Genomic DNA, 12442 nt, shown 5'->3' on the forward strand with positions numbered 1-12442 from the left:
ACCGATGTCCTTTCCTCTGCTGACAGCGACAGCGGCGCTCCCGGCCGTCGGGGCGATCGCCACGGCCGCCGTACCGGCCGCGCGGCGCACCGCCGCCAAGTGGCTGGCGCTGCTCTTCTCGCTCGCCACGCTCGTCCTCGCGATCGTCGTCCTGGTCCGCTTCGACCCGGGTGGCGACCGCTACCAGCTCACCGAGTCGCACGCCTGGATCGCGGACTTCGGCGTCCGCTATGAACTGGGTGTGGACGGCATCGCGGTCGCGCTGATCGCGCTGACCGCCCTGCTGATCCCGTTCATCATCCTCGCGGGCTGGCACGACGCCGACCCTTCCCCAAGCTCTCAACTTCGTTCGAGCAGGGGAGGCCCCAAGGAGACCGGCCGCCCCTACCACTGGCGGCCGACACAGGGCTTCTTCGCCCTGATCCTCGCCGTCGAGGCGATGGTGATCATCTCCTTCGAGGCCACCGACGTCTTCCTCTTCTACATCTTCTTCGAAGCCATGCTGATCCCGATGTACTTCCTCATCGGCGGCTTCGGGGACCGTGCCCACGAGCACGGCGAGAAGGCGGCGGCGACCCAACGCTCGTACGCGGCGGTGAAGTTCCTCCTGTACAACCTGGCCGGCGGCCTGATCATGCTGGCCGCGGTGGTCGGCCTGTACGTCGTCGCCGGGAACTTCTCGCTCACGGAGATCGCCGAGGCCCGGGCCAACGGCTCGCTGGAGATGGCGACCAGCACCGAACGCTGGCTGTTCCTCGGCTTCTTCTTCGCCTTCGCGGTGAAGGCGCCGCTGTGGCCGCTGCACACCTGGCTGCCCAACGCGATGCAGGCGTCCACGGCTCCGGTCGCGGTGCTCATCACGGCGGTCGTCGACAAGGTCGGCACCTTCGCGATGCTCCGCTTCTGCCTCCAGCTGTTCCCGGAGGCGAGCAAGTGGGCGACGCCCGCGATCCTCGTCCTGGCGCTGATCAGCATCATCTACGGGGCGCTGCTCGCGGTCGGCCAGCGGGACATCAAGCGGCTGGTGGCCTACGCGTCGATCTCCCACTTCGGCTTCATCATCATGGGCATCTTCGCGATGACCAGCCAGGGCCAGTCCGGGGCGACGCTCTACATGGTCAACCACGGCATCTCGACGGCCGCGCTGATGCTGGTCGCGGGCTTCCTGATCTCCCGGCGCGGCTCGCGGCTCATCGCCGACTACGGCGGAGTGCAGAAGGTCGCCCCGGTGCTCGCCGGCACGTTCCTGATCGGCAGCCTCGCGACCCTCTCCCTGCCGGGACTGGCGCCGTTCGTGAGTGAGTTCCTGGTCCTGGTCGGCACGTTCACGCGCTATCCGGTGATCGGCATCATCGCCACCTTCGGCATCGTCCTCGCCGCGCTCTACACCCTCGTCCTCTACCAGAGGACGATGACGGGCCCGGTGAAACCGGAGGTCGCGGCGATGCCGGACCTGAGGGTGCGTGAACTCGTGGTCGTCGCCCCCCTGGTCGTGCTGCTCATCTTCCTGGGTGTCTACCCGAAGCCCGTCTCGGACATCGTGAACCCGGCGGTGGAGCAGACCATGTCCGACGTACAGAAGAAGGACCCCCAGCCCGAGGTGGAGGCGGCCAAGTGAGCGCATCAGCCGTCCACAGCCTGTGGACAACGGCGGCCGACCCGATCTCGAAGATCGACGCGCCGAAGATCGAATACGGGCAGCTCGCCCCGACCCTGATCATCGTCGGTGCGGCGATCATCGGGATCCTGGTCGAGGCGTTCGTACCGCGCAAGTCCCGTTACTACGTCCAGATGTTCGTGTCCGTCGTCGCGCTCGCCGCCGCCTTCGCCGCGGTCGTCGCGCTCGCGGCCGACGGGTACGGCACGACCAAGGCGCACATCGCGGCGATGGGCGCGATCGCGGTGGACGGACCGGCCCTCTTCCTGCAGGGCACGATCCTGCTGGCGGCCCTGGTCGGCCTGTTCACCTTCGCCGAACGGCGGCTGGACCCCGTGGTGCACGGCAACCGGGTCGACTCCTTCGCCGCGCAGGCCGCCTCCGTGCCGGGCAGCGAGAGCGAGAAGGCCGCGGTCAAGGCCGGGTACACCACCACCGAGGTGTTCCCGCTGCTGCTGTTCGCCGTCGCCGGCATGCTGATCTTCCCGGCGGCCAACGACCTGCTGACGCTGTTCGTGGCGCTGGAGGTCTTCTCCCTCCCGCTGTACCTGCTGTGCGCGCTGGCCCGCCGCAAGCGGCTGATGTCGCAGGAGGCGGCGGTCAAGTACTTCCTGCTCGGAGCCTTCGCCTCCGCCTTCACGCTGTTCGGCATCGCGCTGCTGTACGGCTACGCGGGCTCCATGTCGTACGCGACGATCGCGCAGGTCGTCGAGGGCACCGTGCAGGACGTCACCCCGGCGCTCGCCGACACCATGGGCAACGACGCGCTGCTGCTGGTCGGCGCCGCGCTGCTGGTCATGGGCCTGCTGTTCAAGGTGGGCGCGGTGCCGTTCCACATGTGGACGCCGGACGTGTACCAGGGCGCGCCGACCCCGGTGACCGGCTTCATGGCGGCGGCGACCAAGGTGGCGGCCTTCGGCGCGCTGCTGCGGGTGCTTTACGTCGTCCTGCCGGGCCTGCGCTGGGACTGGCGGCCGGTCATGTGGGCCGTCGCCATCGTCACCATGCTGGGCGGCGCGATCGTCGCGATCACGCAGACCGACATCAAGCGGCTGCTGGCGTACTCGTCGATCGCGCACGGCGGGTTCATCCTCGCGGGTGTCATCGCGACCACGCCGGACGGTGTCTCGTCGGTGCTGTTCTACCTGGCCGCGTACTCGTTCGTGACGATCGGCGCCTTCGCGGTGGTCACGCTGGTGCGCGACGCGGGCGGTGAGGCGACGCACCTGTCCAAGTGGGCGGGGCTCGGCCGGCGGTCGCCGCTGGTGGCGGCCGTGTTCGCGGTGTTCCTGCTGGCCTTCGCGGGCATTCCGCTGACGTCCGGCTTCGCCGGGAAGTTCGCCGTGTTCAAGGCGGCGGCGGAGGGCGGGGCGGCCCCGCTCGTCGTGATCGGTGTGATCTCGTCGGCGATCGCGGCCTTCTTCTACATCCGCGTCATCGTGCTGATGTTCTTCAGCGAGCCGCGGCCGGAGGGCCCGACGGTGGCCGTGCCGTCGCCGCTGACGATGACGGCGATCGGGATCGGTGTGGCGGTCACGCTGGTGCTCGGTGTGGCGCCGCAGTACTTCCTGGACCTGGCGGGGCAGGCGGGGGTGTTCGTCCGCTGACACCGCTGCCGCTGTGAGACAGCGGGCCCGGCTCCGGGACAGCGGCCCGGCTTCCCTCTCGGGGAGCCGGGCCGCTGTCCTTGGCGTCGTGGTGGTCACCCGCCGCCCGCGTGTCGGGCGACGGGTGGGAAAGGGCCAGGCCTCGCTCGAACGCGTGAACGGCTGGCGTGTTCTTGACGTGAGCCGAGACGACGGCCTGTGGATAACTCCGGGGCTGTCGGTGCGGGCGCCTATGGTGGACGCAGTGGTCGAGGCGCGACGCACGGGGGACGGAACGATGGGCGCTACGGGCGGGACGGGTGTGATGACGGAACTGGACGCGGTGACCGGGACCGGGATCGGTGCGGGCAGCGGCCCCGCCGGGCCCCTCGGCGCCGACGCGGGCGAGGCGCTGACCGCGCTGCACCGGGTCTTCGGCTACGGGGCCTTCCGCGGCGAGCAGGAAGCGGTCATCGATCATGTGGTCGCGGGCGGCGACGCCGTCGTGCTCATGCCGACCGGCGGCGGCAAGTCGCTGTGCTACCAGATTCCGTCCCTGGTCAGGCCCGGCACGGGCGTGATCGTCTCGCCGCTCATCGCCCTGATGCAGGACCAGGTGGACGCCTTGCGGGCGCTGGGTGTGCGGGCCGGGTTCATGAACTCCACGCAGGACTTCGACGAGCGGCGGCTGGTGGAGGCCGAGTTCCTCGCCGGAGAGCTGGACCTGCTGTACCTGGCACCGGAGCGGCTGCGGCTGGGGAACACGCTCGATCTGCTCTCGCGCGGCAAGATCTCCGTCTTCGCGATCGACGAGGCGCACTGCGTCTCCCAGTGGGGCCACGACTTCCGGCCCGACTACCTGGCGCTGTCCCTGCTCGGCGAGCGCTGGCCGGACGTGCCGCGCATCGCCCTCACGGCGACGGCCACGCGGGCGACGCACCAGGAGATCACCGAGCGGCTGAACATGCCGACGGCCCGGCACTTCGTGGCGAGCTTCGACCGGCCCAACATCCAGTACCGGATCGTGCCGAAGGCCGACCCGAAGAAGCAACTGCTGGCCTTCCTGCGCGAGGAGCACGCGGGCGACGCGGGCATCGTCTACTGCCTGTCGCGCAACTCCGTCGAGAAGACGGCCGAGTTCCTGAGCCGCAACGGCGTCGAGGCGGTCCCGTACCACGCGGGCCTGGACTCGGGTACGCGCGCGGCCCACCAGTCCCGTTTCCTGCGGGAGGACGGCCTGGTCGTGGTGGCGACCATCGCCTTCGGGATGGGCATCGACAAGCCGGACGTCCGTTTCGTCGCCCACCTCGACCTGCCCAAGTCGGTCGAGGGCTACTACCAGGAGACGGGCCGGGCGGGGCGTGACGGGCTGCCGTCGACGGCCTGGATGGCATACGGCCTCAACGACGTCATACAGCAGCGCAAGCTGATCCAGTCCGGCGAGGGCGACGAGGCGTTCCGGCGGCGGGCCCAGGCCCACCTGGACTCGATGCTGGCGCTGTGCGAGACGGCCCAGTGCCGCCGGGGCCAGCTCCTCGCCTACTTCGGCCAGGACCCGGACCCGGCCGGCTGCGGCAACTGCGACACCTGCCTGACCCCGCCGGAGACCTGGGACGGCACGGTCGCGGCGCAGAAGGTGCTGTCGACGGTGGTGCGGTTGCAGCGGGAGCGCGGGCAGAAGTTCGGCGCGGTGCAGATCGTCGACATCCTGCTGGGGAAGCGGACCGGCAAGGTCATCCAGTTCGACCATGACCAGCTGTCGGTGTTCGGCATCGGCGACGATCTGACCGAAGGCGAATGGCGGGGCGTCATCCGGCAGTTGCTGGCCCAGGGGCTGCTCGCGGTCGAGGGCGAGTACGGCACGCTGGTGCTGACCGAGGCCAGCGGGACGGTGCTGCGGCGGGAGCGGGAGGTGCCGCTGCGCAAGGAACCGGAGAAGCCGGTGACCTCCCGGTCGGGTTCCTCGTCGTCCTCGGGCTCCGGGCGGGGCGAGCGAAAGGGCAAGACGGCCGCGGCCGAGCTGCCCGAGGAACTGCTGCCGGCGTTCGAGGCTCTGCGTGCCTGGCGGGCCGAGCAGGCTCGCGAGCAGGGCGTCCCGGCGTACGTCATCTTCCACGACGCGACGCTGCGGGAGATCGCCCTGGCGTGGCCGACGTCGGTGGGGGAGCTGGGCGGGATCAGCGGCGTGGGCGAGAAGAAGCTGGCGACGTACGGGGAGGGGGTGCTGGGGGTGCTCGGGGAACTGGGTGGCCCGCCTGGTGCGGCTCCGGCGGCCGGATCGGCAGCGGGGACCGGCCCGACCGTGGCTGAGGCACCCGGCCAGGACGCGGGCGAGCCGGACGCGTGGCCGGAGCTGGACGGGGAGCCGGAGCCCGACTGGACATAGGGACGAGTTCCGGCTGCCGACCCCCGGCGGGGCAGCGTGCCGGGCAGCAGGTCGGACCCGCGGTCCGCCACCGGTCGCCCGGGCCGTACGGCTACGACAGGGCGGTCAGCCCCGGCGCGAACACGATCAGCAGGGGCAGCAGCGGCACGAGCGCGGCCGTGGTGGTCGTCAGAGCCCGGTGCCTGCGGCCCAGCCGGGGCGGCGGTTCCAGGAGCCGGTCGACCCGCTCGCCCAGCAGGCGGTGGCTGGAGGCGCAGGACAGGACGCCGCGGTGCTGGTTGAGCTCGATCAGGGCCAGGGCTGTGGTGAGGTGGCCGCAGCGGCGGGAAGCGGTGTCGTCGGCGGCCAGCTCGACCAGGCGGTGGGTCTGGTCGCAGAAGTGGGCGAACAGCGGGATGCGCGGGAAGCCGGTGGCCAGCGCGGTGGACAGGTGCAGCAGCCAGTCGTGGCGGGCGCGGGCGTGGCCGCGCTCGTGGGTGAGGACGGCGTCGAGCTGGTGGCCGGTGAGGCGGTGCAGCGCGCCCGTGGTGACGATCAGCTGGGGAGGGTTGCCGGGCATCCACCAGGCGTCGGGGTACTCGTCCTCCAGGACCAGGAGGGGACCGCGGGCGGCGGGCAGGTCGGCGGGCAGATCGGGGGCGCGTTCGCGCAGGTGGGCGCGGGCCTGGGCGCGGCGCCTGCGTGCCTCGACGAGTTCCCGCGCGAGCATCGCGGTCGTCCAGGCGGCACCGCAGGCCAGCAGGAGGGTGAGGGCCGCCGCCCACGCGGGGGCGGCGGACAGGTCGTACGCCGCCGTCACCGCGGGCGGCGCCGGGGCGAAGAGCTGGGCGCGGACGGTGCCGAACACGGCGGCCGCGCCCAGGGCGAGAGCCGTCACGCAGCACAGCAGGACCGTGGCGACCAGGCACTGCCACACCCACAGCGCGACCACCGGTTCCCGCTCCGGCCACGGGGCCCGCATCAGCGCACGGGGAACGGGGACGGCGGCCGTCACAGCGACAACGCTCAGCAGGAGCAGGCAGACGGTCATGGCCACGGGCTCCGGTTCCTGGTCGGAAGAGGGGCGGCTACGGGTCGTGCGGGGGTGGGCGGTCGCCGTGCGCACGGCGGACGCGGCTGCCGTGCGCACCGATGACGCGGCTGCCGTCCTCGCCGAGGACCCGGCTGCGCGTACCCGTGAGCGCGGTGACCGCGGTGAGCGCGGTGAGCGCGGCGAACGTCCCGTGTACCGCGCCCGTGCGAACAGACCGCCCGGCGCCCAGTATGACGGGCCGGGCGGTGCGAGTCAGGGGCCGAACACCAACAGCAGTGCCGGGAAGGACGACTGTCGGCCAGACTGGTGGGCCGGGGAGCGGTGCCGGGCAGGGCCTGTCCAGCACCCCGGCCCCGGGACTGGGTCGTGCTCATGCCGTTTCCGGGTCCACTTGTCCTGCCCAGCTCGCCACCGCCGCCGAACGCGCCTGCATCGCCCGCGAGATGCACGACCACCCCGCCCCGGGCCTGGCCGGGATCATGCCGTTCCCGGATCCACGTGCCCCGCCACTTGGCCCGGGCAGGCCGGGCTCAAGCCGCTCCCGGGACCACCGCCCCGTCGCCTTCCACGGGGCCCGGCCGTGCTTACCCCGCGTCCGTAACCACCCGCCCCGTCACCCTGCCCCGGGCCTGGCCGGGATCATGCCGTTCCCGGATCCACGTGCCCCGCGACCTCGCCCCGGGCCCGGCCGCGCTCACGCCGTTCCCGGGACCACCCGTCCCGTCACCTCGCCAAGGCCCACCCGCACGCCGTCCGGGCCCGGGGCCCAGGCCGAGAGGGTCACCTCGTCGCCGTCCTCCAGGAACGTCCGCTTGCCGTCCGGGAGTTCGAGCGGGTCGCGGCCGTTCCAGGTCAGCTCCAGCAGGGAGCCGCGCTCCCGTTCCGCCGCCCCGCTGACCGTGCCGGAGCCGTACAGGTCGCCGGTGCGCAGGGAGGCGCCGTTGACGGTCATGTGGGCCAGCTGCTGGGCGGCGGTCCAGTACATGGTGGAGAAGGGCGGATCGGAGATGACGTGGCCGTTGACCGCGACGCTGATCCGCAGGTCGTAGCCGCCGGGTTCCTCGTCGCCGTCGTCCAGGTAGGGCAGCAGCTCGTGCGTCCGGGCCGGCGGGGCCACCCGGGCCTCCTCCAGGGCGTCCAGCGGGGTGATCCAGGCCGATACCGACGTGGCGAAGGACTTGCCGAGGAACGGGCCGAGCGGGACGTACTCCCAGGCCTGGATGTCGCGCGCGGACCAGTCGTTGAGGAGGCAGAGGCCGAAGACGTGCTCGCCGAAGTCGTCGAGAGACACCGGCTCGCCCATCCGGGACGGCACGCCGACCACGAAGCCGACCTCCGCCTCGATGTCCAGACGGACGGACGGGCCGAAGACGGGCGCGGTGTCGGCGGGCGCCTTGCGCTGGCCGGACGGCCGTACGACGTCCGTGCCGGAGACGACGACCGTGCCGGAGCGGCCGTGGTAGCCGATCGGCAGGTGCTTCCAGTTGGGGGTGAGGGAGTCCTCGGCGTCGGGGCGGAAGATCTGCCCGACGTTCCGGGCGTGGTTCTCGGAGGCGTAGAAGTCGACGTAGTCCGCGACCTCGAAGGGCAGGTGCAGGGTCACCGAGGACAGCGGGTGGAACAGCTTTTCGACGGTCTCGCGGTGGGACGGCACGGTCACCCAGGCCGTCAGCGCCCGGCGGACGTCCGACCAGGCCGTGCGGCCCGCGGCCAGCAGCGGGTTGAGGGTCGGCTGCGCGAGCAGGGAGGCGTAGGGGGAGCCGAGCGCGTGGGCCGCCGCGCCCGCGTCCAGCACATGGTCGCCGAGCCGGACACCCACGCTCCGGTCGGAGGAGCCGGGGAGGGAGAACACGCCGTACGGCAGGTTGTGCGGGCCGAAGGGGTCGCCCTCGGGGACATCGAAGGGGGGCATCGGGTGCTGCCTCGCTTTCGGGTGTGCCATGTCGTCGCCACGTGTTCGTGGTCGTGCCACACGTTACGTGCGACGCGCCCGTCCCGGGCAGGGTCCGAGGAGGCGCGGGCGGCGAACGGGGCAGGTGGGCCGGGTGCGGCCGGACAGGGCCCGTCGACCGTGTCCGGCGGGGAGGGAGAGGCCGCACATGTGTACGTGCCGGAAGTTATCCACAGGACGCGACGCAATCTTGACGGAGCGGTGCGAACGGGGCGACTCTGGGCGGGTGCCGGAAGGCCTCGGGGAGGGGGCGTTCCTACGGCACATCAGGGGGGCGGATGGCCATTGGGGAGGCCGGTCCGGGTCCGGTGCGGCGTGGGGTTCGGCCGAAGCGGCTGGAAGAGACCATGCGCGGGCGGCTCGGCCGGGAATGCGTGTATGTACCGTCGTGCCGTCTCGGGCTGTACGTGGCACTGCGCCACTGGTGCCCGCCCGGCGGCCGGGTGCTGATGTCGCCGGTCAACGACGACGTGATCTTCTTCGTCGTGCTCGCGGCCGGACTGCGCCCGGTGCAGGCGCCGTTGAACCCGCTCGACGCGTCCATCGACATCGATGCCGTGCCGGACGCGACGTGGGGCTCGGTGTCGGCCGTGCTCACGACGAACCTGTACGGGAACCCGGACCCGGCGCCGCGGCTGAGGCAGAAGTGCGACGCGCTGGGGATCCCGCTGTTCGAGGACGGGGCGCACGCCATCGGCAGCCGGGTGGGGGACCGGCCGGTCGGCGCGTGGGGCGACGCGTCCGTGTTCAGCCTGTCCAAGCACGTGGGAGCCAAGACCGGAGGCATGCTCTCGCTCGCCGATCCGGGGCTGCGGGAGGCGGTGGAGAAGACCTGCGCGGGGTTGCTGGCGCCGCGCAGGCTGAGTTCCGAACTCGCCTTCGCGGTCCGGCCGTACGCGGAGGCGGCGGTGCGCGGGCTGCGGCTGCGGCGGGCCGCCTGGGCCGCCGTCCGGCTGCTGGGGCTGGCGGACCGCGAGGAGATCCGGATGCCGCTGCGCCCGGACGAACTCGCGCGGGCCGCCCGCGAGGCGCCCGGGCTGGAAGCCCACCACCCGTGGGTCCGCGTCGACATGCACGACTACCGCCGGGCGTCCGGCAGGCTCCGGCTGGGGCGCGTCGGGCGCGGGCTCGACCGGCTGGACGACGTGCTGGACGCCTGCCGGGCGGGCACGGAGGTGCTGCTGTCCACACCGTGGGCCAAGCCGCGCGACGCCCACGGCACGCAGCCGTTGTTCCGGGTCCCGCTGTTCGTGGCGGACCGGGACGCGGCGATCGCCGCCCTGGCGCGCAGGGGCGTCGTCGTGGGCTACCTGTACGACCCGCCGCTGGACGACTACGCCGGCGCGGAGTTCACCGACCCCTCGCCGGCCCCCGAGGCGGCCCGCTGGTTCGCGCGGCATGCGCTGCCCGTGGACCCGCTGCGGGCCCGGACGGTCGTAGAGGTGCTGGAGCGGTCCGGGGCACGGCCGGTCGAGGCACCGGGAGAACCACCCCGCAGCATGCCGACACCGGGAAGGCCGGATCAGTCCCGTGGCTGAGATCCAGGTGCACGAGCCCGCCGCCGCGCGCACCGACGGCGGCGGACCGAAGCCCGACGGCAGCGAGCACGGCCACGACTCGCTGTTCAAGAACGCCTACTTCCTCATGCTCAGCACCGGCGTCTCCGCCGTACTGGGCCTGGGGTTCTGGCTGGTGGCCGCCCGCTACTACACCGAGGAGGCCGTCGGCCAGGGCTCGGCCGCGATCGCCGCGATGCGGCTGCTCGCCAGCATCACGGCGACGACGATGATCGGCGCCGTCGTCCGGTTCGTCCCGCGCGCGGGACGCAGGACCGGGCGCCTGGTGGCGGGCACGTACGTGGCCAGTTCGCTGGTCGTGGCGCTCGCCGCCGCCGTCTTCCTGCTCACGATCGACGCGTGGGGAGCGTCGTACGCGCCCCTGGGGACGCCCATGGCGGGGGCGGTGTTCGTCGCGGCGTGCGTGGCCTGGGCGCTGCTCACGCTGCAGGACGGGGTGCTCACCGGGCTGCGCAAGGCCGAGTGGGTGCCGGCCGGGAACGCGGTGTTCTCGATCGGGAAGCTGGCCCTGCTGGCAGTCTTCGCCGGCGCGCTGCCGGTCCTCGGCATCTTCGTCTCCTGGGCCGTGGCGATCGCCTTCTCCACCCTGCCCCTGGGCTGGCTGATCTTCCGCTGGCTCATCCCGCGCCAGGCGGTGGCCGACCGCGACAAAGCCCCTCCGGGAGTCCGGGAGATGGGCCGCTTCCTGGCCGGGGACTCGCTGGGCGCGCTGTTCAGCCTGGCGATGATCAACCTGCTGCCGGTGATGGTCGCGGTCCGCTTCAGCGCCGCGGAGAACGGCTACTTCTACGTGGCGTACACCGTCGGCGGCACGATGGAGTTCCTGGCCATCAACATGGCCTCGTCCCTCACCGCGCACGCCTCGCACGACCCGCGCCGGCTCGCCGACGGCGTCCGGGGCGCTCTGCGGCGCATGACACTGCTGCTGGTCCCGATCGTGCTGGTGCTGGTCCTCTTCGCTCCGTACATCCTCATGCCCTTCAGCCCGGACTACGCCGAGCACGGCTCGACCGTGCTGCGGCTGCTCGCCCTCGGCGCGCTGCCGCGGGTCGTGGTGGAGCTGTACATCGGCGTGCTGCGCGTGCAGGGGCGCACCGGTGTGCTGGCCGCGCTCCAAGGGACCATGTGCGCCCTGGTGCTGGGCAGCGCGGCCATGCTGTTCACGCCGGCCGGGATCGCCGGCGCCGGCTGGGCGGTGCTGCTGAGCATGACGCTGATCGCCGTCGTCTCCACGGCCGGGCTGCGCACCGCACTGCGCCCCGGCGGCGGCGCACCGGCGGTCCGCCCGCCGGCCTCCTCCTCCTACGGCACCCGGTGGGCGAAGCTGAACGCCACCGCCGGATACGGCACGACCTGGGCCCGCAAGGCCGCGTACCGGCCCGAGGACGGTGACCAGGACACGGTCACGCTGTTCATCGGGCGCCCCGGATACGAACGCGAGGCGCTGCAGGCGGACACACTGGCGCTGATCGTGCGGCCGGAGGGACCCACCCGCGAGCCGCCGCACGAGTCCGGAGATCCGCCCGCGGACGACGAGCCGGGGGAGCGGCGGCTGAGGGGTGCGCTGTGGAGTCTCCTCGGTGTGGCCACCGTGTTCTTCTGGGCGCCGCTGCCGGACCTGTCGTGGCTCGGCGGGGCCTCCGACGCGACCCTGACAGGACGTCAGCTGCTGGAGGGCCTGCCGCTGCCGTCGCTCACCGCGGGCGGTCTGCTGCTCGTGGTGTTCGTCGCCGCCGTCACCCTGTGCGCCCGGCGCGACCCCTGGCTGCCGGGGACAGCGCTGTACGCCGTCCTGCTCGCCCTGTACGCCGCGCCGGTCGCCCTCGGGCGGGAACCGCGGCCGGTGGACGGGGCGTTGTACACGAAGACGGCCGGCTTCCTCGCGGATGTGCTGGGGCTCGACGGGCCCGAGCCGCTGCTGCGCTGGGCGCCGCCGGTCTGCCAGCTGCTGTGCCTCGTGCCGCTGTGGCTGCTGCTCGCGAGCGCGGGCGGACGGCTGCCGTGGCCGGCACGCTGGGGGGTTCTGTATCTCGTCGCGGTCGGCGGCTGGGTGTGGCGCGACGCGCTCGCATCCCTCACGCCGCCCCTGCTCGCCGTACTCGCCGTACTCGTCCTGCTCCCGCCGCTCTTCCGCCGGGCCGCGTCGGCGTGGGGCCCCGCCCGCTTCTCCCGCTCCACAGGAAACCGTACGGCCGGCGGACAGCCGGGCGGCCGACCCAGCGACTGATCAAGCCCAGCCGAACAGAGCCGAA

General features: G+C 72.6%; 7 protein-coding genes. 5 read left to right on the plus strand and 2 right to left on the minus strand.

The features are described 5' to 3' along the window. Window positions 1-4 precede the first annotated feature (4 nt). The 3 genes from ACZ5TL_RS31730 to recQ all read left to right on the plus strand — a co-directional run bounded on the left by ACZ5TL_RS31730 (window position 5) and on the right by recQ (window position 5629). The gene (locus ACZ5TL_RS31730) at window positions 5-1618 is read left to right on the plus strand and encodes an NADH-quinone oxidoreductase subunit M (protein ID WP_468594147.1); all 1614 of its coding nucleotides are present in this window, start codon (window positions 5-7) and stop codon (window positions 1616-1618) included. Continuing rightward, window positions 1615-3264 carry an NADH-quinone oxidoreductase subunit NuoN gene (gene nuoN / locus ACZ5TL_RS31735; protein ID WP_468594149.1) on the plus strand — a complete coding sequence of 550 codons (1650 nt, stop codon included), beginning with the start codon at window positions 1615-1617 and terminating at the stop codon, window positions 3262-3264. Before ACZ5TL_RS31730 ends, nuoN begins: the two co-directional genes overlap by 4 nt. A 304-nt stretch (window positions 3265-3568) precedes the next feature. Beyond that, window positions 3569-5629, plus strand: coding sequence for a DNA helicase RecQ (gene recQ, locus ACZ5TL_RS31740; protein WP_468594150.1), 2061 nt, complete (start codon window positions 3569-3571; stop codon window positions 5627-5629). Window positions 5630-5720: 91 nt separating this feature from the next. Here recQ and ACZ5TL_RS31745 read toward each other — a convergent pair whose 3' ends face one another. Both ACZ5TL_RS31745 and fahA read right to left on the minus strand, forming a co-directional pair. Then, window positions 5721-6659, minus strand: a complete 939-nt coding sequence (locus tag ACZ5TL_RS31745) for a M56 family metallopeptidase (RefSeq protein WP_468594248.1) — start codon at window positions 6657-6659, stop codon at window positions 5721-5723. Between the two features lie 697 nt (window positions 6660-7356). Continuing rightward, window positions 7357-8574 (minus strand): fumarylacetoacetase, encoded by a 1218-nt coding sequence (gene fahA, locus ACZ5TL_RS31750; protein ID WP_468594152.1) that lies wholly within the window; start codon window positions 8572-8574, stop codon window positions 7357-7359. Between the two features lie 317 nt (window positions 8575-8891). Between fahA and ACZ5TL_RS31755 the strand changes: the two genes are divergently transcribed. Then, window positions 8892-10151 carry a DegT/DnrJ/EryC1/StrS family aminotransferase gene (locus tag ACZ5TL_RS31755; RefSeq protein ID WP_468594153.1) on the plus strand — a complete coding sequence of 420 codons (1260 nt, stop codon included), beginning with the start codon at window positions 8892-8894 and terminating at the stop codon, window positions 10149-10151. Then, a complete protein-coding gene (locus ACZ5TL_RS31760) occupies window positions 10144-12417 on the plus strand; it encodes a lipopolysaccharide biosynthesis protein (RefSeq protein ID WP_468594154.1) in 2274 nt (757 codons plus the stop codon). Before ACZ5TL_RS31755 ends, ACZ5TL_RS31760 begins: the two co-directional genes overlap by 8 nt. Window positions 12418-12442: the final 25 nt, after the last annotated feature.

The organism is Streptomyces sp. NPDC033136 (genome assembly GCF_055578235.1).

Excerpts from the sequence above, each read along its gene's own strand:
- ACZ5TL_RS31730 (WP_468594147.1), top strand. The coding sequence starts at position 5 with ATGTCCTTTCCTCTGCTGACAGCGACAGCGGCGCTCCCGGCCGTCGGG.
- recQ (WP_468594150.1), top strand. The coding sequence starts at position 3,569 with ATGACGGAACTGGACGCGGTGACCGGGACCGGGATCGGTGCGGGCAGC.
- ACZ5TL_RS31745 (WP_468594248.1), bottom strand. The coding sequence starts at position 6,659 with ATGACCGTCTGCCTGCTCCTGCTGAGCGTTGTCGCTGTGACGGCCGCC.
- fahA (WP_468594152.1), bottom strand. The coding sequence starts at position 8,574 with ATGCCCCCCTTCGATGTCCCCGAGGGCGACCCCTTCGGCCCGCACAAC.
- ACZ5TL_RS31755 (WP_468594153.1), top strand. The coding sequence starts at position 8,892 with ATGGCCATTGGGGAGGCCGGTCCGGGTCCGGTGCGGCGTGGGGTTCGG.